At 69.5% G+C, this 20,605-nt stretch carries 23 protein-coding genes; 13 read left to right on the top strand and 10 right to left on the bottom strand.

The annotated features are described in order from the left end of the window. Window positions 1-29: 29 nt before the first annotated feature. The 3 genes from ACFU7D_RS10200 to ACFU7D_RS10190 form a co-directional block, all read right to left on the bottom strand. Entirely contained in the window at window positions 30-1,244 is a 1,215-nt protein-coding gene (locus ACFU7D_RS10200) for an FAD-dependent oxidoreductase (RefSeq protein ID WP_378866514.1), read from the bottom strand. A gap of 74 nt (window positions 1,245-1,318) precedes the next feature. Beyond that, on the bottom strand, window positions 1,319-2,371 hold the full coding sequence (locus tag ACFU7D_RS10195) for an alkaline phosphatase family protein (protein WP_378866511.1): 1,053 nt from the start codon (window positions 2,369-2,371) through the stop codon (window positions 1,319-1,321). Window positions 2,372-2,413: 42 nt separating this feature from the next. After that, the gene (locus tag ACFU7D_RS10190) at window positions 2,414-3,412 is read right to left on the bottom strand and encodes an alkaline phosphatase family protein (RefSeq protein WP_378866508.1); all 999 of its coding nucleotides are present in this window, start codon (window positions 3,410-3,412) and stop codon (window positions 2,414-2,416) included. A gap of 118 nt (window positions 3,413-3,530) precedes the next feature. Here ACFU7D_RS10190 and murI point away from each other — a divergent pair, with 118 nt between their 5' ends. Together murI and ACFU7D_RS10180 are read left to right on the top strand one after the other, a co-directional pair. Beyond that, a complete protein-coding gene (gene murI / locus ACFU7D_RS10185; RefSeq protein WP_378866505.1) occupies window positions 3,531-4,388 on the top strand; it encodes a glutamate racemase in 858 nt (285 codons plus the stop codon). Continuing rightward, window positions 4,385-5,155, top strand: a complete 771-nt coding sequence (locus ACFU7D_RS10180) for an MBL fold metallo-hydrolase (protein WP_378866502.1) — start codon at window positions 4,385-4,387, stop codon at window positions 5,153-5,155. Before murI ends, ACFU7D_RS10180 begins: the two co-directional genes overlap by 4 nt. A 133-nt stretch (window positions 5,156-5,288) precedes the next feature. On the opposite strand, the gene ACFU7D_RS10175 is transcribed toward ACFU7D_RS10180, so the two are convergent. Both ACFU7D_RS10175 and ACFU7D_RS10170 read right to left on the bottom strand, forming a co-directional pair. Beyond that, complete coding sequence (locus ACFU7D_RS10175) at window positions 5,289-5,975, bottom strand: response regulator (protein WP_378727659.1); 687 nt, start codon at window positions 5,973-5,975, stop codon at window positions 5,289-5,291. Next, window positions 5,972-7,132, bottom strand: coding sequence for a sensor histidine kinase (locus ACFU7D_RS10170; protein WP_378866499.1), 1,161 nt, complete (start codon window positions 7,130-7,132; stop codon window positions 5,972-5,974). Before ACFU7D_RS10170 ends, ACFU7D_RS10175 begins: the two co-directional genes overlap by 4 nt. A gap of 133 nt (window positions 7,133-7,265) precedes the next feature. Here ACFU7D_RS10170 and ACFU7D_RS10165 point away from each other — a divergent pair, with 133 nt between their 5' ends. The 8 genes from ACFU7D_RS10165 (at window position 7,266) to ACFU7D_RS10130 (ending at window position 13,035) form a co-directional block, all read left to right on the top strand. Continuing rightward, complete coding sequence (locus ACFU7D_RS10165) at window positions 7,266-8,195, top strand: ABC transporter ATP-binding protein (protein WP_378727657.1); 930 nt, start codon at window positions 7,266-7,268, stop codon at window positions 8,193-8,195. After that, entirely contained in the window at window positions 8,192-9,028 is an 837-nt protein-coding gene (locus ACFU7D_RS10160; RefSeq protein WP_378727656.1) for a hypothetical protein, read from the top strand. The genes ACFU7D_RS10165 and ACFU7D_RS10160 overlap by 4 nt, the downstream gene beginning before the upstream one ends. A gap of 73 nt (window positions 9,029-9,101) precedes the next feature. After that, complete coding sequence (locus ACFU7D_RS10155; protein WP_378866496.1) at window positions 9,102-9,860, top strand: SGNH/GDSL hydrolase family protein; 759 nt, start codon at window positions 9,102-9,104, stop codon at window positions 9,858-9,860. A 9-nt stretch (window positions 9,861-9,869) separates the two neighbouring features. After that, on the top strand, window positions 9,870-10,577 hold the full coding sequence (gene rph, locus ACFU7D_RS10150) for a ribonuclease PH (protein ID WP_378866493.1): 708 nt from the start codon (window positions 9,870-9,872) through the stop codon (window positions 10,575-10,577). Beyond that, window positions 10,567-11,181 (top strand): non-canonical purine NTP pyrophosphatase, encoded by a 615-nt coding sequence (locus ACFU7D_RS10145; protein WP_378866490.1) that lies wholly within the window; start codon window positions 10,567-10,569, stop codon window positions 11,179-11,181. The genes rph and ACFU7D_RS10145 overlap by 11 nt, the downstream gene beginning before the upstream one ends. A gap of 201 nt (window positions 11,182-11,382) precedes the next feature. Next, window positions 11,383-12,132, top strand: coding sequence for a 2-phosphosulfolactate phosphatase (locus ACFU7D_RS10140; RefSeq protein WP_378866487.1), 750 nt, complete (start codon window positions 11,383-11,385; stop codon window positions 12,130-12,132). Between the two features lie 58 nt (window positions 12,133-12,190). Beyond that, window positions 12,191-12,601: a hypothetical protein gene (locus tag ACFU7D_RS10135; RefSeq protein WP_378727651.1), complete on the top strand. Its 411-nt coding sequence runs from the start codon at window positions 12,191-12,193 to the stop codon at window positions 12,599-12,601. Then, window positions 12,586-13,035, top strand: coding sequence for a hypothetical protein (locus tag ACFU7D_RS10130; RefSeq protein ID WP_378866485.1), 450 nt, complete (start codon window positions 12,586-12,588; stop codon window positions 13,033-13,035). Before ACFU7D_RS10135 ends, ACFU7D_RS10130 begins: the two co-directional genes overlap by 16 nt. Here ACFU7D_RS10130 and ACFU7D_RS10125 read toward each other — a convergent pair. From ACFU7D_RS10125 to cls, 4 genes are read right to left on the bottom strand one after another with little or no spacing between them, the layout of a single operon-like run. After that, a complete protein-coding gene (locus tag ACFU7D_RS10125; protein WP_378866483.1) occupies window positions 13,017-13,754 on the bottom strand; it encodes a cytochrome c biogenesis CcdA family protein in 738 nt (245 codons plus the stop codon). The genes ACFU7D_RS10130 and ACFU7D_RS10125 overlap by 19 nt on opposite strands. Next, window positions 13,751-14,230 carry a thioredoxin family protein gene (locus ACFU7D_RS10120; protein ID WP_378866480.1) on the bottom strand — a complete coding sequence of 160 codons (480 nt, stop codon included), beginning with the start codon at window positions 14,228-14,230 and terminating at the stop codon, window positions 13,751-13,753. Before ACFU7D_RS10120 ends, ACFU7D_RS10125 begins: the two co-directional genes overlap by 4 nt. A gap of 42 nt (window positions 14,231-14,272) precedes the next feature. After that, window positions 14,273-15,511: a hypothetical protein gene (locus ACFU7D_RS10115; protein WP_378866478.1), complete on the bottom strand. Its 1,239-nt coding sequence runs from the start codon at window positions 15,509-15,511 to the stop codon at window positions 14,273-14,275. 54 nt (window positions 15,512-15,565) lie between these two features. Then, window positions 15,566-17,038: a cardiolipin synthase gene (cls, locus tag ACFU7D_RS10110; protein WP_378866475.1), complete on the bottom strand. Its 1,473-nt coding sequence runs from the start codon at window positions 17,036-17,038 to the stop codon at window positions 15,566-15,568. A 39-nt stretch (window positions 17,039-17,077) separates the two neighbouring features. Here cls and ACFU7D_RS10105 point away from each other — a divergent pair, with 39 nt between their 5' ends. From ACFU7D_RS10105 to ACFU7D_RS10095, 3 genes are read left to right on the top strand one after another with little or no spacing between them, the layout of a single operon-like run. Beyond that, window positions 17,078-17,956: an alpha/beta hydrolase gene (locus ACFU7D_RS10105; protein ID WP_378866472.1), complete on the top strand. Its 879-nt coding sequence runs from the start codon at window positions 17,078-17,080 to the stop codon at window positions 17,954-17,956. Then, window positions 17,953-18,597 (top strand): class I SAM-dependent methyltransferase, encoded by a 645-nt coding sequence (locus ACFU7D_RS10100; RefSeq protein WP_378727644.1) that lies wholly within the window; start codon window positions 17,953-17,955, stop codon window positions 18,595-18,597. Before ACFU7D_RS10105 ends, ACFU7D_RS10100 begins: the two co-directional genes overlap by 4 nt. An 18-nt stretch (window positions 18,598-18,615) precedes the next feature. Further along, window positions 18,616-19,188 carry a hypothetical protein gene (locus ACFU7D_RS10095; RefSeq protein ID WP_378866469.1) on the top strand — a complete coding sequence of 191 codons (573 nt, stop codon included), beginning with the start codon at window positions 18,616-18,618 and terminating at the stop codon, window positions 19,186-19,188. Between the two features lie 10 nt (window positions 19,189-19,198). Here the strand turns inward: ACFU7D_RS10095 and ACFU7D_RS10090 are convergent, their stop codons facing one another. Next, window positions 19,199-20,254, bottom strand: a complete 1,056-nt coding sequence (locus ACFU7D_RS10090) for an inositol monophosphatase family protein (RefSeq protein WP_378866466.1) — start codon at window positions 20,252-20,254, stop codon at window positions 19,199-19,201. Between the last annotated feature and the right edge of the window lie 351 nt (window positions 20,255-20,605).

Raw genomic sequence — 20,605 nt, 5'->3', positions numbered from 1 at the left:
TCTGAGCAACGCGGCAGCGGGCTCCGGGGTTACGGGAGGGCGGCGTCGTGCTCGTGGATCCAGGCGAGATGGCGGTCGTACGCATCGGGTGACCCGAGCCGTTTGTTGCGGGCCTGAGCGCGGGGACCGTCGGGGAGGTGGAGGACGTCGGCGGCGGCCAGCGAGGCGATCTGGAGCCGGCGGGTGCGGTCGCGGCGGCGTACCTCGTAGGTCGCGCGGGCGCGGCCGGTGTCGTCGTCGGTGGCGAGGCACTCGGCCAGGACGATCGCGTCCTCGATCGCCTGGGCGGCACCCTGGCCGTGGTGGGGCGCCATCAGGTGAGCGGCGTCGCCGAGCAACGTGACGCGGCCGCGCGACCAGGTGGCCAGGGGCGGCCGGTGGAAGAGGGCCCAGTGCTCCGAGCATGGTGCCGCGGAGATCATCTGGACCACGGCCGGATGCCAGCCGGCGTACGCGTGCACGTGCTCGTCGGGGTCGGCCGGCCAGGACCACGAGTCCGGTGCCCAGGGTCCGAGCTGCCGCTTGACCAGCCAGAACGCGTGGTCGCCGTTGCCGACCGGATGATGCATCAGATGGCCGTCGGCTCCCGTCCACAGCTGCACGCGGTCGGGATCGGGGAGCAGGGTGAGCCGCGATCGCGGGACGATCCCGCGCCAGGCGATGCAGCCGGAGAACTGCGCGTCGTCGTAGCCGACGACGTGCTCGCGCAGCATCGATCCGGGCCCGTCGGCGCCGATGACAAGGTCGGCCTCGACCGACCCGCCGCCGGCGAACTCCAGGGTCACGGGTCCGTCGCCGGAGTCGGTGAGCTCGACCAGAGGGTGGCCGAGGTGGAGCCCGTCGGTGCCGAAGACCCGGCTCAGGAGCGCACGCAGGTCGGCATGACCGATGCCGTAGCAGGGCGCCCCGGCGCGGTCCGCATACTCCGCGGCGGAGAGCACCCGGCCGATCGCGGCGCCGGTGTGGCCGTCGCGCCAGACCAGGCCGTCGACGGTGGCCGCCGCCTCACCGAGGCCCGGCTCGAGCCCGATGCGCTCCAGGAGTCTGGTCGCGTTGGCCGGCAGCAGCACGGCGTCGCCGGACGGGTGCGGATCGGTCGCGGCCTCGTACACCTCGACCTCCACACCCCGGCGGCGCAGCTCGACGGCGAGGGTCAGGCCGCCGATGCCGGCGCCGATGATCGTGACCCTCCGGACACGACGATCTCTGCGTAAAGCTGCCCGAGCCATCCGGGTGACTGACATCGCACGCTCCTTGGGGAGGTTACGTTCGAAACGTACCTCAGGGGCGTGTGTGCTCGTGGACGGTTACGACAACGTCATGTGACGTCGAGCGTCTGGTCCTTGCCGATGTCGCTGGTCTCGATGGGACCGAGGCCGAGGAGATCCAGGGCCAGGTTGCCGAGGTCGGCGTTGCGTATGGGCTGAGGGCCTTCGTAGTCGGGTCGGCCCTTGCCGGGGTCGCGGTAGTCGTCGGCGTTGAGCTCGTAGAGGTCCGTGCCCGCGCCGGCGTCCGGGCCCCACACGATGAAGGGGATCCGGTAGTTCTCGTAGACCTTCTCGGAGTGGTTGGTGATGCCCGGCTTGAAGCCGTGGTCGGCGGTGAGGATGACGTCGAGCTCCTTCGCCAGCCCGGGATCGGCGTCGACGACGTCGAGGAACTCGCCGACCTGGGCGTCCGACTCCTCGACGGCATCCAGATACTCCGGCGACATCCCGCCGAACTCGTGACCGGCGACGTCGGGCAGGGACAGATGTACGAAGGTGAGGTCGCGCTGCTCATCGGCGAGGTCCTCGGCGGCCTCCGGGACGAGCTCGTCGTGGTCGTCGATCGGCACGTAGAGGTCGATGTCGTCCTCCCAGGTCCGCTGCCACAGCTCGAACTTCTGCTTCGTCACGAAGACCCCGGTGCTGAGCCCGGCCTCGTGGGCGACGGTGAAGACCGAGTCCTCGTCGGGATCGATCGACCTGGTCGGGTCGCCGACGTTCCAGGTCACCCCGTGGCCGCCCTCGTCGGCGTCGATCGGGTCGCTGGTGACCATGCCGGTGTGGTTGGGCAGGGTGATGTTCTTCTCGTAGGCGGTGCGGGCGTTGAGCGTCGAGGCGCCCTCGTCGATCAGCCGGTGGATGTTGGGCGTCTTCGCGGGCCCCAGCTTCGTCAACGCATCCGGGTTGAGCCCGTCGATCGAGATCGCGAGCACCTTCCGGTCGACCTGGGTGGCCTCGCGTTCCGGTCGACCGCCACCGTCGGCGCCGCCACCACCGCCACTGTCGCCACCGCCGCCGTCCCGGTCGGGCAGCGCGGTGAGGGCCACGACGAGCACGACGACGAGGAAGATCCCGACGGAGAGGAGAGGGAAGAGGCGACGCACCGGCACACCCTAAGTGAACCCGATGGTGCCCCGGGCGAACGCTCAGCGAATGTCTAGCGACTGGGTTGAGTTCAATGTGCTGCCAGGGATGGGCCCCAGGCCGAGCAGGTCGAGGGCCAGGTTGCCGAGGTCGCCGTTGCGGATCGGCTGCCTGCCGGCGTACGTCGGCCGGCTCGTCCCCGGCGCCCGGAAGTCCGGGTTGAGGCGGTAGAGCGAGGCGCCGCGAGCGACCCCGGGACCCCACACGACGAACGGGATCCGGTAGTTCGCGTAGAGGTGGGCGCTGTGGTCCTTGGCGCCGGCCTTGAAGCCGTGGTCGGCGGTGAGGATGACGTACGTCGACCGCTTCAGCGTGGCCGAGGAGTCGATCGTCTTCAGCAGCCTGCCGATGCGGGCGTCGGTGCGGATCAGCGAGGTCCGGTAGGCCGCGCTCATCCCGCCGTCGCGGTGGCCGTAGTGGTCGGGGGAGCCGAGGTGGACGAAGGTGAAGGCGCGCTTCTTGTCCGCCAGGTCGCGCGCTGCCCGGTTGACCAGGTCGGCGTCGCCGTCGACCACGAACCGGTCGATCGAGGGCCAGGAGCGGTCGAAGAGGCCGAACTTCGACTTCGAGGCGAACAGGGCGCTGCTCCGGCCGGTCCGCTCGACCTGGCTGAAGACCGACGAGACCGGATGTCCGGCGGCCTCCTGCACCGTCATCCACGACCGGTCGGTGTTCCAGGTGACCCCGTGGCCGTGGGCGGACCGGGTGATCCGGCGGCTGGTGACCATCGAGGTGTGGTTGGGCAGGGTGACGTTCTGCTCGTACTCGCTGCGCGCCTCGCGGGTCGAGGCGCCACCACGCATCAGCCGGTAGAGGTTGGGCAGGTTCTTCGGGCCCAGCCTGTCGATCGCGGTCACGCTGAGACCGTCGACGGAGATCGCCAGCACCCGCTTCGCCGTCGCCGCCTGCGCGGGCCGCCCGGGCAGCTCGACGACCGCGAACGTGATGCCCAGCAGGGCGATCATGACCACCAGCACCAGCGACCGTCCCGAAATCGTCATAACCGGACGTTAACAACAGTTTCGCGCGCCGCACATGAACGTGAGATGGATCTCGGGTATGTCTCGAGTGACCCCCGGCACTGCGAAGAGGCGGTGTTTGGGCCTAGCCTTGACGATCGTGCAGTCCGTCTCGTCACTGGGTTCGACCTCGTCCCTGGGCCCAGCCCAGCCCGATCGCGACGCCCCGATCGGGATCTTCGACTCGGGGTTCGGCGGTCTCACCGTGGCACGCTCGGTGATCGACCAGCTCGCCCACGAGTCGATCCTGTACGTCGGCGACACCGCCCGCGCCCCCTACGGCCCCAAGCCGATCGCCGAGGTGCGCGAGTATGCCCTGGAGTGCCTCGACCATCTCGTCGCGCAGGGCGTGAAGGCGCTGGTCATCGCGTGCAACTCGGCCTCGGCCGCGATGCTGCGCGATGCCCGGGAGCGCTACCGGCCGTTGCCCGTCGTCGAGGTCATCCTGCCGGCGACCCGCCGCGCCGTCGCCGCGTCCCGCACCGGCCGAATCGGGGTCATCTGCACCCGTGCGACGGCCGAGTCGATGGCCTACGACGACGCCTTCGCCGCGGCTCCCCACGTCTCCCTGCACACCCGGGCGTGCCCCCGGTTCGTCCCGTTCGTCGAGGCCGGCATCACCGGCGGCGACGAGCTCCTGGCCGCCGCCCACGAATATCTGGACCCGCTGACCAGCGCCGGGGTCGACACGCTGATCCTCGGGTGCACCCACTACCCGCTCCTGACTGGTGTGATCTCCTATGTGATGGGCGACAACGTGACGCTGGTCAGCAGTGCCGAGGAGTCGGCGAAGGACGTCTACCGCGTCCTGGCCGAGCACGACCTGATGCGTGAGGGCGGGGAGCCGACCTACACGTTCCTGACGACCGGCAACCCCGCCGAGTTCAAGGCGATCGGCGCCCGGTTCCTCGGTCCGGAGCTCGCCGCCGCCCAGCAGTTCGCCGGAGGGATGGGATGACCTCCGGGATGCGGCTGACCGTCATCGGATGCTCGGGCTCCTATCCCGGGCCCGACAGTCCTGCCTCCTGCTATCTCGTCGAGGCCGACGACTCGACGGGGCGGACCTGGCGGATCGTGCTCGACATGGGCAACGGCGCGCTCGGGGTCTTGCAGCGCTACATCGACCCGCTGCTGATCGACGCGGTCCTGCTCTCGCACCTGCACGCCGACCACTGCGTCGACATGACCTCCTACTATGTGCTCCGCAAGTGGCACCCGACCGGCCCGCAGCCGCCGATCCCCGTCTACGGCCCCAAGGGCACGGGCCGGCGCCTGGCGAAGGCCTACGACCTGCCCAAGCGTCCCGGGATGCGCGAGGAGTTCGCGTTCTCGACCTACACCGGGCCGATCAATCTCGGTCCTTTTCGGATCATTCCGACGGCCGTGGAGCATCCGGTCGATGCGTACGGGCTCCGGATCGAGGCGCACGGCAAGGTCATCGCCTACAGCGGCGACACCGCCGAGACCGAGGCGCTGCTCGACATCGCCACCGACGCCGACCTGTTCGTCTGCGAGGCCGCCTTCCGCGACGGCGTCGACAACCCGCCCGGCGTGCACATCACCGGCGTCCACGCGGGCGAGTACGCCACCAAGGCGCATGTGAAGAAGCTCGTCGTCACCCACGTCCCGCCCTGGCACGACTCCGCCGACGCCCTCCGCGAGGCGCGCTCGGCGTACGACGGGCCGACCGAGCTGGCGGCCACGGGAGCTGTGTACGACGTCTGAGTCCCCCGCTGGTCGAGGCGCGAGCGAAGCGAGCGTGTCGAGACCAACACGGTCTGGTCGAGCGCGAGGGGGACTGTGTTGGTCTCGACACGCCTCCGCCTAGCGGCTCCGGCGGCTCGACCGGCGGGTGACGTCAGACCAGCCCGGCGTCGTGGACGGTGATCGCGATCTGCACCCGGTTGGTGGCGCCGAGCTTGTCGAACAAGCGAGACACGTGCGCCTTGACGGTGGGGATCGAGAGGTAGAGCTCCTTGGCGATCTCGGCGTTGCTCAGCCCGCGACCGACCGCGAGGGCGACCTCGTGCTCGCGCTCGGTGAGCGCCTCGAGACGGCGGTTGGCGGCGGCGGCGCGGTCGCCGGTCGGCTCGGCCCGGAGCCGGGTGATCAGGGTGCGGGTGGCCTTGGGGGAGAGGATCGGCTCGCCCGAGGCGACCGCGCGGATCGCCGCGACGATCTCGGGCGGGGGCGTGTCCTTGAGCAGGAACCCGTCGGCGCCGGCGGCGAGGGCGTCGACGACGTACTCGTCGGCACCGAAGGTGGTCAGCACGATCACTCGCGGCGACTTTGCCTCGGTCAGCACCCTGCGGGTGGCTTCGAGCCCGTTGATCCGGGGCATCCGGATGTCCATCAGCACGACGTCGGGGGCGGACGTACGCACCAGAGCAAGTGCCTCCTGGCCATCGGTGGCCTCACCGACGACCTCGATGTCGGCCTGACCGCCGAGCATCAGCCCGAGGGCCGAACGCACCAGCGGGTCGTCGTCGACGATCCCCACCTTGATCTTGACCGGAGTCTCTGGGCTGGTCCCTGGGCTGCTCACTGGCCCCACGGTAGCCATGCTTCGAGAATGAAGACATCCTTTTCCGTACGGTGCGCGAGCCGTCCGCCCGCGAGATCGACGCGCTCGGTGAGCCCGATCAGGCCCAGCCCGGCGCCGGGTGTGTTGGAGTCGAAGCCGAGCCGGTTGCGCAGCAGCACGTCGATCCCGTGCTCCTCCGAGCCCTGCAGGGACACCTGCAGGGCCGCCCCGGGCGCATGCTTGCGGGCGTTGGTGATGCCCTCCTGCACGACCCGGTAGGTCGACCGCCCGACCGCCTCGGGCGGCGAGCCCTCGACGTCGTCCTCGAAGGTGATGTTCATGCCGCCCGCGCGGGCCTCCTCGACGAGGCGGCCGATGTCGGCGTACGTCGGCTGGGGCGCAGTCTCGGGGCCCTCGCCGTTGCCCCGCAGCACTCCGAGGACCGTCCGGAGGTCGTCGAGCGCCCGGTGGGCGCCCTCGCGGATGGCGCCGACCTCGCCCCGGACCTGGTCGGCGGAGAGGTCCTCGCGGTAGGCGAGCGCGCCGGCCTGCATGGAGATGTGGGAGATGCGATGGGCGAGCACGTCGTGCATCTCGCGGGCGATCCGCCGGCGCTCGGTCTCGCGGGCCTGGGAGACGCGCAGCGCCTGCTCGGCCTCGGCGGTCTCGGCGCGGAGCCGGAGGGTGGCGATCAACTCGCGCCGGGAGCCGATGTACATGCCCCAGGCGACCATCGCGGCGACGATCACGACGTTGACGCCGAGGTTGAAGCCCCACAACGGGATACCTGGGATCTCCTCCGCCGTGGTGGTCTCCATCACCGCGAACCAGAACACGCCCGCGGCGCAGCTGAGCAGAGAGATCGGGATGATCTCGCGCCAGCGACGCCGGGTCGCCAGCGAGACCAGCGCGAGGGTGGACGCCCCGGCGGAGAGGATCGAGACCGCTCCGGCAGCTGTGGCGAAGGTGGCGATGGCCACCGGCCAGCGGCGGCGCCAGAAGACGAGGACCAAGGAGAGGATGCCCAGGCCCAGATCGAGCGCGAAGCGCCACTGCGGCCATCCGTCGGTGCTGGAGATCAACCCGACGGCGCTGATCGCCAGCGCAAGGAGATACCGCCACACGTGTCCCCACAGGCTCAGGCGTGGCTGATAGTCCTCGGGTGACGGTTGCTGCACGGCGTACACGCTAGTCAACCGAGGTCAGGGACACAGGATCCCGCGGTCGCGCCCGCCCCCATACTTTTGTCGGGTTGCGGGTCATCCGTATGTCCGATGCAGTCTGCGCCGGATGCACGGCAGGATGTACGTCATGATCAAAGTCGAAGGACTGACGAGGGTCTATGGGACCTTCACCGCGGTCGACGACGTGTCGTTCACCGCCGAGGCCGGCAAAGTCACCGGCTTCCTCGGCCCGAACGGCGCGGGCAAGTCGACCTCCATGCGCATCATGGTCGGACTGACCAACCCCACCAGGGGTCGGGCAACGATCAACGGCAGCCTCTATGCCGACCTTCCCAACCCGGGCCGCCACGTCGGCGTCCTGCTCGACGCCAGTGCCCAGCACGACGGCCGCACCGGCCGCGAGGTGCTCACTCTCGCCGCGATGACGATGGGCCTGCCCAAGTCGCGCGTCGACGAGATGCTCGAGCTGGTCTCGCTGACGCCGTCGGAGGCCAAGCGCCGGATCAAGAACTACTCCCTGGGCATGAAGCAGCGTCTCGGCATCGCGCATGCGCTGATCGGTGACCCCAAGGTGCTGATCCTGGACGAGCCGGCCAACGGCCTCGACCCGGCCGGTATCCGCTGGATGCGTGGCCTGCTGAAGGAGTACGCCGACCGCGGCGGCACCGTCCTGCTCTCCTCGCACCTGCTGCACGAGGTCGAGCAGATCGCCGACGAGCTGATCCTCATCGGCAACGGCCGCATCGTGGCCGAGGGCACCAAGGACGAGATCCTCTCCAGCCAGGGCACCGTCGGCCAGTCGCTGGTCACCGCCCTGGACAACGAGGCGCTCACCGTCGCGCTCAAGGCCAAGGGCTACAGCGTCGAGCCGATCGGCACCGGCATGCGCGTCTCCGCCGCACCTGCCGAGGTCGGCAAGGCGGCTCTGGAGGCGAGCGTCGTGCTCACCGACCTGCGTGACGGCGGCGCCGGCCTCGAGGACATCTTCCTCCAGCTCACCGCCGAGACCCAGCGCGAGAACGTCGCCCAGATCCACGCCGAAGGAGCCTCCGCATGAGCGCCGTGTCCGTAGCGCCGTCGACCCCGTTGCCGACGGCCACCAAGGTGCCGTTCGGCCGTCTCGTGCTGGTCGAGTGGCGCAAGATGACCGACACCCGCGCCGGACGGGTCATGCTGATGATCACCGGTGGGCTGATCGCCCTGGTCGCCGGCATCATCCTGCTCGTCACAGCCCTGTCCGACATGTCCGCGCTGGACGCATCGACCTGGATGAGCGCTCTCTCGTTCCCGGTGTCGCTGCTGGTGCCCGTGCTGGCGATCATGATCGTGACTCAGGAGTGGGGCCAGCGCACCCACATGGTCACCTTCACCCTCGAGCCCAGCCGGCTCAAGGTCGTCTTCGCGAAGCTCCTCGCGGTCTTCGTCCTCGGCATCGTGACGATGGCCATCGCAGTCGGCATCGGGGCGATCGGCACGGTGGCGGGAGCTGCGATCGCCGGCTCGGACCCGAGCTGGAACGTCACCGGTGAGGCGCTCGCCTGGACCCTGGCGACGCAGATCCTCTACCTGCTCATGGGCTTCGGGTTCGCGATGCTGCTGCTCAACACCCCGGCCGCTCTGGTCATCTACTACGGCTACACGCTGATCCTGGAGGCATCCGTCTTCAGCGCCCTCTACTTCATCTTCGACTGGGCCCAGAACGTCTTCCCGTGGATCTCGATGCAGGTCGCGATGATGCCGTTCATCGCGGGGAACGAGATGGAGGCGGCCGGAGTCACCGTCGAGGACGGGGCGCTCGGGATCCTCAGACTGGCCACCTCGATCGCGCTGTGGGTCGGCCTGCCGCTGGTGCTCGGCACCATGCGGGTCCTCAAGTCCGAGCTGAAGTAGTTCATCGGACTGTTCGCGACACGACACGCGGGGGTGGGTGCTTCGGCACCCACCCCCGTCACCGTTGTCAGACGTGGGCACCTACCTGCGTTACGCGGCGCTGGGCGACAGCGCCACCGTTGGGCTCGGCGACCCGGTCATCGGAGGTTGGCGAGGATGGGCCCGGCTCCTGGCTGAGGCTCTGGGACAGACGTACGACATCTCCTTCTGCAACACCGCGGTGATCGGCGCGACCTCGACCGTGGTGGTCGAGCAGCAGCTCGCCGACGCGGTGGCGCACCGGCCCGACGTGGCCTCGCTGATCGTCGGGGTCAACGACGTGATGCGCTCCGCCTGGGACGTCGCCAGGATCCGGGACGACCTGATGACCTGCGCCGACGCGCTCTCAAGCCAGGGCGCGCTGCTGCTGACCGCGCGTTTCCACGACCACTCGGTGATGTGGCCGATGCCGGGTTGGATGAAGCGGTCGATCCAGCGGCGCACCGCCGATCTCAACACCATCTGGGACGAGGTGCATGCCACCTACGGGGGTCTGCGGCTGGACCTGGGTGCGGTTCCCGACCTGGAGGAGCGGAGGTTCTGGGCCGCCGACCGGCTGCATCCCTCCGAGCTCGGCCACCGGAGGATGGCTCGTGCGTTCGGCGAGCAGCTGGTGACGTACGGCTTCACCTTTGAGCCTCCTTCGCTGGAGCCGGCCGGTGGGCTGCCGACCACCTGGCGGCAGGACCTGGCCTGGATGGCCGGCGAGGGCGTGCCGTGGATGGGGCGCCGGGCGCGCGATCTGGGGCCGTGGGTCGTACGCCGGGCGTGGGCACGGGAGAGCGTTGCATAGGGTGGTGCCGTGACCACACGAGCTGACGGGCGCGCCGACGACGAGCTGCGCCCCATCAAGATCACCCGCAACTGGCTCGACCACGCGGCCGGTTCCGTCCTCATCGAGTTCGGCAAGACCCGGGTCCTGTGCGCCGCCTCGGCCTCCGAGGGCGTGCCGCGCTGGCGCAAGGGCTCCGGGCTGGGCTGGGTGACGGCGGAGTACGCCATGCTCCCCGCCTCCACCCACGAGCGCTCCTCGCGTGAGTCGGTGAAGGGCAGGATCGGCGGACGTACGCACGAGATCTCCCGGCTGGTCGGGCGCTCGCTGCGCGCCGTCATCGACTACAAGGCGCTCGGCGAGAACACCATCAACATCGACTGCGACGTGCTGCAGGCCGACGGCGGGACGCGCACGGCCGCCATCACCGGCGCCTACATCGCGCTGGCCGACGCGGTCGCCTCGCTGGGTGTCCCGAAGGCGCTGACCGGCTCGGTCGCGGCGATCTCGGTCGGGATCATCGACGGCGTCCCGCGCCTCGACCTCCCCTACGAGGAGGACGTGCGCGCCGAGACCGACATGAACATCGTGATGACCGGCGAGGGCAAGTTCGTCGAGGTGCAGGGCACCGCCGAGGGCGTCGCCTTCGATCGCGCCGAGCTCGACGCCCTGCTGGCGCTGGGCGAGAAGGGCTGCGCCGACCTGACCAAGCTGCAGGAGGCCGCACTTGCCGGCTGAGTTGAGGATCCACGTCGCCTCCCGCAACGCCAAGAAGCTCGAGGAGATGTTCCGCATCCTCTCGCCGCTGGTGCCCGGGGTCACGGTCGTCGGCCTCGACGACGTCACCCACTACGACGAGCCGGTAGAGGACGCGCCTGACTTCGAGGGCAATGCGCTGATCAAGGCCAGGGCCGGTTTCAAGGCCACCGGCCTGCCGACCGTCGCCGACGACTCGGGCCTCTGCGTCGACGCGCTCAACGGGATGCCCGGGGTGCTCTCGGCACGCTGGGGTGGCCCGCCCAAGTCGGACGAGCGCAACAACGCGCTGCTCCTGGCTCAGCTCTCCGACGTCCCCGACGAACGCCGCGGCGCCCACTTCGCCTGCGCGATCGCCTTCGTCTGGTCCGGCGGTGAGCTGGTCGTCGAAGGCCGCATGGACGGCCGCGTCCTTCGTGAGATCCGTGGCTCCGGCGGCTTCGGCTACGACGTCCTGTTCGTGGCCGTCGACACCGAGGACGGACGTACGTCTGCGGAGCTGTCGATCGAGGAGAAGGACGCGATCTCCCACCGTGGGCGTGCCCTGCGCGAGGTCGCCCCTCAGATCGCCTCCGTGCTCGGCTGATCGTGGGTGCTTGACCGAGGTAACTCGGTCGGGTGGGCGGATGTTCACCGAGGTAACTCGGCCGGGGCTCACTGTCTTCGTGGAACTCCACGAAGGCAGTCGATGCTCACCGAGGTAACTCGGTCAGCATCCGCCCGCCGTCGCATCGACCCCGAACCTGTACGCCGATCCGCGAGCGCCGCCGTTCACTAACCTCTGCGCGTGGCCACCTTCGACACGGAACATCGTCAGCGCGCTCATCAGGTCCGGTTCGAGTGGGGGCCGGTGGGCGCCGAGGCGATCGGGCCCGTGGACATCGCCGTCGTGGTGGACGTGCTCTCGTTCACCACGACGTTGACGGTCGCGGTCGAGCGTGGGATCGAGGTGTTTCCGTTCGAGTGGCGCGATGATCGGGCGGAGGCGTACGCGCGCGAGCAGGACGCCGTTCTTGCGGTTCAGCGTCAGGACGCGGCGCCGGGGCGGCCTTCGCTCTCGCCGGCGTCGCTGCGGGATGCTGATGGCGTCCGGCGGCTCGTGTTGCCCTCGCCCAACGGCTCGACGATCAGCAGCCTTCTCGCGGAGGGCGGTGCCACGGTCGTCGGGGCCTCGCTCCGCAACCGCACCGCGGTCGCCGGCTGGCTCGCCCCGCACGTGGCGGCCGGCGCGACCATCGGCTTCATCGCGTCGGGGGAGCGCTGGCCGGACGGAACTCTTCGGCCGGCGGTCGAGGACCTCTGGGGCGCCGGAGCGGTCCTTGACGCTCTCGCCCCGGATGATCTCTCACCCGAGGCGGCCGTGGCGCGCGTCGCGTTCCGTGCCGCCGACCTCCCGGACGCACTCCACGCCTGCGCCAGCGGTCGAGAGTTGGTCGCCAAGGGCTTCGCAGAGGATGTGCTCGTGGCTTCCCAGCTCGATACGTCCTTGCTCGTACCTGTTCTCAAGGGTCACTCCTTCACCGGCGCCGAAGCGTGACCGACACAGAAGACGATCTGCGTGTACACTGCGTACACACGGACCGGAAGGAGTCGCGATGGCGGCGTCAGTGGACTACCGCAGCGCGCGCGAGGCGCGAGAGCACTTCAAGGACATCCTCGACGCTGCAGACGTGGGTCGCCCGGCAACGGTCGCGCGGGGTTCGCGGCGGGTGGCTGCGGTGGACGCGGATCGGCTGGTCTACTTCCTGATCAAGGTCCATCCATCGGGTGCGGTCGCGGTTGCGGAGAACGATCTGTGGTCGATCTTCATCCCCGGCCTGCCGGTCGCCGCGGATGGCGTCACCCTCGACGAGGCGGTCGAGGAGATGATCGAGGCCCTTCGCGACTACGCCGAGGACTGGGTGGACCGACTCCACTCCGCGCCGAACCACGCCGACAACTGGGGCCTGGTGCAGATCGTCGGACTGGCATCCGACGAGCAGTTGCGCGAGTGGCTGCTGACCTGAACATGACCGAGCGCAGAGGCCCGGCGACCAGGGTCGACCATCAGACTTTCTGCCTCACCGAGGGATGGATCGAGCGGCGCCGTGCCACGGGCAAGCGCGGCACCCACCACGTGAACTACGAGTTCGCGCTGCCAGATGCGCGGATCCTCTACACGCGCATCAGCCATCCGGTCGACCGCAGCGACTACGGGCCGAGCATGTGGGGCCACATCCTCAAGGACCAGCTGGAAGTCACGGCCGAGGAGTTCTGGGCGTGTGTCGAGGACAAGACGCTGCCGTCGCGCAGTCAGATGCCCGAGCCGCGGGAGGCGATCCCCTTGGGTGTGCTCCGTGTTCTCATCCAGGAGGCGCACATCCCTGAGTCAGAGGTGCGTGCGATGACCAAGGCGGTTGCCATCCAGCGTTTGGCCGACTTCTATACCCACGGCAGCTGAGTCGATGGTGAGGTGCTGAGGCGGCCCTCCAGGCCGATCTGCCAGTCGAAGAGGCCCTGCTCCACCAGCACGGTGAGCAGGGCCTTGTCGAGTCCGGTCGCGATCGCGACGCCGATCAGCAACAGCACGACGCCGAGCACCTTGTGGAAGGCGCCCTCGGGATCGATCGCCCAGCCGAGCCGGGCGATCAGCGCCCGCCCACCCACCATGACCGCGGCGAGCAGGAGCGTCAGGCCGGCGACGTACGCGACCAGGTAGCCGAGTCCGCGCAACGGCTCGGCGGGGAGGATGGCGGCCACGATCAGGGCGTACGTCGGGCTGCAGGCGCTGAAGACCGGGCCCATGCTCGCGCCCAAGAGGACGTCACCACCGAGCCCGCGACGGGTGTTCGCCCGGGCCAGGCGTTCCTGGGCGCGCGATCCGCGCCCGAGCCGGAACGCCACCGCGTCCCACAGCCGTGGCCAGACCATCACGACGCCGAAGAGCGCCACGATCACGCCGGAGACGACGCTCCAGAACCGGGGCGGGACGTCGATCAGCAGGGTCGTGGACTTGAGCGCGACGCTGAACACGATGACGGAGACGCCGAGCGCGGCCACCGCCACCCACGGCCGGCGCTCGCCGGTCCCGCGGGAGAACATGGCCGGCACGAAGGCCACCACGCACGGCGCGAGCACCGAGAGCGCGCCGGCGAGGAACGACGCGAGCAGCAGCGTCACTGGGTGTTCTCGAGGATGGCGTCGACCGACTTGTCCTGGCCGTAGCCCGACCACAGCTTGACCCGCTCGCCGGTCGCATCGACGCGTACGAAGGTGGACTGGATGGTCACCTCGTACTTCTTCCGCAGGTCCGTGTCCGAGTCGTAGTCGACCTTCAGGATCTGGGCCTTCTTCGGCACGGTCCCGCTCTCGATCGCCTTCTCGAACGCACGGCACTCCGGGCACCACGATGCGTGGAAGAAGAGGATCGTGTCGGTGTAGCACTCCTCGGCGACGGCCGTCTCGGAGTAGTCGACGTAGCGACCCGCGCAGGCGGATTCGTCCATAGGCGTCTCGGCCGCGCTGCTCGCCGACATGCTCGCAGACATCGAGGAGTCCGGCGGGGCTGCGGTGTCGGCGGCGTCCGTGCCGGCGCTGCCACATCCGGCAACGACGAGGCAGAGCAGCGCGAGTGCGGCGATGAGTCGAGAGTTCACGCTTCTGGGTTCGGAGCACTTTCGGTGAGGGATGGGTTCGGGTCAGTTCACAGGAAGATCCTCGAGCCACGACCAGGTGCCGTTGATCAGCTGCTTCTCGGAGAGGCCGTACGACGCCTTCAGAGCCTTGCCGGTGCCGTCGTGAAGGTCCCCGGAGCTGCTCGGCAGGTGGAGATAGAAGTCGTTGCAGAACGCGATGAACTTCTCGAGGCCACCGTTCTCGTCGATCAGCCACGAGACCGCCGCATGGGAGATGGCGTAGTCGATCGACCCTTCGTCGCCCCACTCGACGTCGTACGGAATGGCTCGCTCGTGCTCCAACAGGACGTCGCGCTGCTCGTCCTCGCCACAGATGTTGGCCTTGCAGCCCGCGAGATACTCGGCGAGCCCCTCGCTCACCCAGGTCGGCACCACGGCCGGGCCGTAGACATGGGTCAGCTCGTGACGAAGCGTGTGTTCGTCGGTCGCCAGCCGGTTGTTCGCGACCGGGTTGTCCTTGACGACGGCTCCGGCGAAACCTGACATGGGCCCGATCGCGTCGACCCAGTAGGTCACCGCGGCGGCGCCGTTGTCGTCGCTGAAGCTGTCCGCGGGCGGCTGGCCGTTGTAGGTCGCGTCGACGAGCAGCGGCGTCTCGTTCTTCTCGCCGGTCCAGACGGAGGCGAGGGCCGCCTTGATGTCGGCGCGGGCGGTGTCGACCCGGTCCAACAGCTCGGCGGCACTGGTCGGCCCGTCGCGCTCGGTGACCACGACGACCGACCGTCCGGTCGCGGCCGAGACCGGCCCGCCGAACCACGGCCGGCTGTAGCGGTCCTCGGGTGCGGCACGGTCGCGTCCGATCACCCAGCTGCCTTCGTGACGTACGAAGGTCATGTCGGTCGCGTTGGAGACCTGTGCTCGCTGCGCCTCCTCGATCCGTGACACCTCGGCGATCACGGGGGCGAAGAGGACGCCGTCGTTGCGGACCTCGTCCGGGGTGCGATCGATGGTCTTCACCTCGTAGGCGAGCGACTTCATCGGGATCTGCTGCATGTTCGCGAAGATCGTCTGCTGCTGGTCGAGGAGCTTCTGGTCGCGGGCATCGACCGTGGCCAGGAACGCTGTCTCGTCGCCCGCCAGCGCTGCGGTAGCGCGGTCGGCGAGCAGGACCTCGATCGCGGCATAGTCGGCATTCGTCGGTTCGTACGGCGGGTGCGACGGGGCCGCGGAAGGAAGCTCCGCACAGCCGCCCGCCAGCAGGGTCACGATCGCGAGCGTGGCGCCGCGTGCTCGGAGGTCCACGGCCGGAGTCTAGGGAGCCTCCGCCGAGACCGCCCGGGAATTCTTCCCCGGCCGTCACTGGAGAGCGGCGGTGAGGCGCAGCACGTTGTCGACGTACGCCGCGACCTTCGGCCGCACGAGCCACTCCTCGAGCATCAACTCGCGGGAGATCTCCCGGTAGCTGTCCTCGACCTTCCGCATCTGAGCCACCGGGTCGCCGTCGAAGAGCATCAGCGAGACCTCGTAGTTGAGGGCGAAGGAGCGCATGTCCATGTTGCTCGAGCCGAGCACGGCGACCTCGTCGTCGATGCTGAAGTGCTTGGAGTGCAGGACGGCGGGTTTGGGGTAGAGGTAGATCCGGACGCCGGCCCGGAGCAGCGCCTCGTAGTAGGAACGCTGGGCGTGGTAGACCATGAACTGGTCCTTGCCCTCGCTGACGAACAGCTCCACCGCGACGCCGCGGCGGGCAGCGGTCGTCACCGCGTAGAGGAGCGACTCGTCGGGCACGAAGTAGGGGCTGGTGATCGAGATCCGCTCCTTGGCCGCGTAGATCAGCGAGGTGAAGGCGCGCAGGTTGTTCTCGGCGTCGATGCCCGGCCCGCTCGGCACGATCTGGCCGGTGACCTCGCCGACCCGCGAGTCCGCCGTCGCCACCGACGCGGAGACGGCGAGCTCGGATCTCAGCAGCTCGCCGGTCTCGGTGTCCCAGTCGCTGGCGAACATGACGTTGAGCGCCGAGACCAGCGGACCTTCGATCAGAGCGGTCAGCTCCACCCACTCGCGGCCCGCCTTGTGGTTCTTGGGCTTGTTGTAGCCAGGCTCGATGAGGTTCTGCGACCCGGTGACGGCGACCCGGCCGTCGACGACCAGGAGCTTGCGATGGTTGCGCAGGTCCGGCCTGCGGATCTGGCCGCGCAGCGGGTTGATCGGCAGCAGCGGGTGCCATTCGATGTCGGAGGCGTTGAGGCGTTTCACCAGCTGACGCCAGACCGGAATGCCGCGCGAACCCAGGTGATCGAGGAGGAGGCGTACGCGCACACCACGCGCGGCCGCGCGGTCGAGGGCGTCGAAGAACGGCTCGGTGACGTGGTCGCAGGCGGTGATGTAGAACTGCACGTGCACGAAGGTCTCGGCCCGGTCCACCGCCGCCGTCATCGCCTCGATCGAGGCGCCGTAGTCGGCGATGAGCTCGACCTTGTTCCCGGTCGACGCGGGCAGCGAGCCGAGCCGTTCGTTGAGCTCCATCGTGGTCGCGTCGACCCGCGAGATCGAGTCGGGGTACGGCGACCTCGGCAGGCCGCGTACGTAGCGCATCACCTCGTCGTTGAGCGCCCGCTGCCGCTCGTGACGCCGCCGGTCCAGCCGCGTCTGCCCGAGCATCAGGTAGGCCACCAGGCCGAGCCCCGGGACTATGAAGATCGCCAGCAGCCACGCCATCGCGGTCCCCGGCCGCCGGTTCTTCGGCACGACACCGAGAGCGATGACCTTGATCAACAGGTCGATGATGTAGATCGAGGTCCCCATGACCCCCGCCACTGTCATGCGCATCAGCATGCACCACGGCCACTCGTGTGGGAATCTTCTGACATGGTTCGACTCTTCCCTGCCGCCCGCCGTGCCATCGCTGCCGAGGAGGCCTCGCCGCCGGTGTGGGAGGTCGAGGTCGCCGCTCAGCGCGACCAGGCCCGCAAGCTGGCCGCGGCCGAGGCGAAGGAGGAGGTCGCGGAGGTCGCCGGGATCGACGCCGACGGGGTCCAGTGCCGGCTCTACACCCCCGAGGACGTACGCGAGGGGGTGATCGTGCACCTCCACGGCGGTGGCTTCGTCTTCAACGACGTCGAGGTCCACGACGGAGCGTGTCGGAAGCTGGCCAACCGGAGCGGGCTGCGGGTGCTGTCGGTCGACTACCGCCGGCCTCCGGAGCACCCCTACCCGGCGGCGCCCGACGACGTCGACACGGTCGTCAAGTGGCTGGGCAACGACCCGCTGCTGAGCACCCTGCCGGCGTACGTCCACGGCGACAGCGCCGGCGGCAACCTCGCCCTCGTCGCGGCGCTGCGCAACCCCGGCGTCTTCGGCGCGATGGTGCTGGTCTACCCGTTCCTCGACCCGTCGATGAGCACCCCGGGCTATGCGATGGAGGACGGCTGGAAGGAGGAGGCGGCGTGGTACTGGAAGCAGTACGCCTCGACCGAGGCCGATCTCCGCAACCCCGACCTCGGCCCCTACCTCGCCTCCGACGAGGAGCTTCGCAGCCTGCCGCCGACGCTGATCGTCAGCGCCGAGGGCGACATCCTCACCGACGAGAACGAGGACTTCGCGCTCCGGCTGGCCGACCTCGGCGTCGAGGTGGTCGCCTTCCGTGCGGTCGGCCAGATCCACGGTTTCTGGCGCCACGGCCAGACCTTCCCGGCCGCGGAGTCGGTGATGGTGATGACGGGTGCCTTCTTGAGCGGACGCCCGTGACGGAGCCCTACGACGTCACCGAGACGCGGGCCGCCTACGACACCGTCTCCAAGGCGTACGCCGAGATCGTCGACCCGACGGTCACGGAGACCTCGTTCGACGCCGGTGTCCTCGACACGTTCGTCGCCTACGTACGCAAGGACGGCGGCGGGCTCGTCGGCGACATCGGCTGCGGGCCCGGCCGGGTGACGGCCTATCTGGCCGAGCGGGGGCTCGACGTCTTCGGGGTCGACCTGTCGACGGGGATGATCGCGCAGGCGATGGAGCGGCATCCGACGCTCCGGTTCGAGGTCGGCGACATGGCCCGTCTCCCGCTCCGCGACGGTGAGCTCGCCGGGGTGCTGGCGTGGTACTCCCTCATCCACACCCCGCCCGCGCGCCGGCCCGAGGTCATCGACGAGCTCGCCCGGGTCACCCGCCGCGGCGGCCGGTTCGTGACCGCGTTCCAGGTTGGCGACGAGCACGTACGCCACATCGGCGCCTACGGCCACGACGTCACCTTCGACGGCTACCGGCTCCCGGTCGAGGCGACCAGCGCCCTGCTCGAGGAGGCGGGTTTCGAGGTCACCGCGACCGTGGTGCGCTCCGCCGAGAACTGGGAGCGGACGCCGCAGGCCTATCTCGTCGCGCGCCGGCGGTGAGCCCGATAGGTTGCGCGCATGACGCAGCAGCCCTACCACGTCCCCCGCTTCTTCCTCCGCCAGAAGGTGACGCCCTTCACCAACAAGTACGTCGCCCAGGCTGCCAACGCCGACGGCTCGGAGGGGCAGGTGCTCGCCTTCGCGCAGCAGAAGCGGCTGGCGTTCAAGGAGCAGGTCACGTTCTACGCCGACGAGTCGAAGTCGCAGGCCGTCTTCGCCTTCAAGGCGCGGGCGGTGATGGACCTCAACGCCGGCTACGACGTCACCGACCCGAGCGGTGCCGCGCTCGGCTTCTTCCGCAAGGACTTCGGCAAGAGCCTGCTGCGCTCGACGTTCCAGGTCGAGGGCCCCGGCTACGCCGGAACCGGGCAGGAGCGCAACCAGGTGGTCGCCATCATGCGCCGCTTCACCGAGCTCGACTTCCTTCCGATCCACTTCGACTACGTGTCCTCCGAGGGCCGGCCGCTGATCTCGATCGAGCGCCGCTTCGCCTTCCGTGACAAGTACACGGTCACCGTCCAGGACCCGCGTGTCGACTTCCGGGTCGCCGCTGCCCTCGCGGTCGCGATGGACGCGCTGATGCAGCGCTGAGCCTCTCGGCTCAGGCTGGGCTCGTCCGGTCCGGGTCCGCCGCCGCCAGGTGCGGGCGGACCAGATCCAGCAGCAGCTGGTGGGTGGCCGCGTCGGCCGCGGCGATCATCCCGCGGCCGGTGTGGATCGGGTCGCCGTCGAGGTCGGTGACGACGCAGCCGGCGGCCTGGCACAGCGCGATGCCGGCGGTGAAATGGACGCTGCCCTCGAGGTGGCCGTCGGTGACGTACGCCGCCCGCCGGCCGGCCGCGACCCAGGCGACCGCGAGGGTGGAGGACATCACGCGCGGGCCGAAGTGGGCTCGTAGGCGTGGGTCGGCGACGAGCTGCCCGCCGACGAACGGCCGGTCGAGCGGGCCGTCGCACTGGATGTCGACGAGCCGGGTGCGCGGGGTCGGGGTGAGGACCGTGTCGCCGCCGCCCTTGCGGATCCAGGCGTCGGCGCCGTCGGTCCAGAAGATCTCCTCGCTGATCGGGTCCGCCGAGACCGCCGTCCGGATGCCGTCCGGGGTCACGAGCGCGACGTTGACCGCGGCGAGCGGGGTCTGGGCGGCGTAGTTGAGCGTCCCGCAGAGCGGGTCGACCAGCCATCTCCGCTCGCTGTCGCCGCTGCGTCCGGACTCCTCACCCTCGAAGGCGTCGTCGGGTCGGTACGTCGCGATCGTCTCCCGGATCGCCTTCTCCGAGGCGATGTCCGCCTCGGTCGCGAAGTCGGTCGGGGACTTGTCGAAGTGGCTCAGATCGGTGCCGTACATCTCTCGGACGACCGCCGCGCCCGCCGTCGCCGCTGCGATCGCGACGGCCTCGTCCGGGAAGGCCGCACGGAAGGCGTCGATCGCCGGATCTGGGGCTTCCTCCGGCTCGTCGCCGATGAAGACCGCCACCACCTCGGCCTCCGGGTCCTCGGTCAGCGCGGGCCGGAGCGTGTCGCGCCAGGTCCACAGGTTGGGGTGGTCGTACTCGACGTACGCCTCCGCCGGGGAGATCAGCTCGATCGCCCGCTCCAGTTGCTGTCTTGTCAGCCTGTACGCCGCGGTGCCGCGCTTGTGGCCGACGACTGTTGCCATCACCACTGCTGGGAGGCGGTGGCCGTAGGCGTTGACCAGGGGAAAATGTTCTGGGGCGTGGGTGGCTGCTGTCGACGGGCGGAGGCCTACGCCGTGGGCTTGTGGGGGAGTCCAGCCGTCTATGGCTGATTCGAACCTTGATCTTGCCGCGAGGATCTCGTCCATCGTCTTCCAGTGGTCCACGCCGGGGGAATCTATCGGGGGTGTGGTGCTTTTGGGGCCTGTTTTTCGGCTGTTGTTTCGTGGTTGGGGTGGGCCGCCGGCCCTTGCTTGAGGGTCTTCTCGACGGGCCCCGGAGTAAAGGACGGCCTGCGGCCGCCGGCTTCGCCGGCCGCTATCGCGGTCCTTGAC

It is taken from the genome of Nocardioides sp. NPDC057577, assembly GCF_042801335.1.
In the GTDB taxonomy this organism is placed as follows: Bacteria; Actinomycetota; Actinomycetes; order Propionibacteriales; family Nocardioidaceae; genus Nocardioides.
Note: the sequence above shows the minus strand (reverse complement) of the source record. Positions and strands in the feature narration are given on the sequence as shown.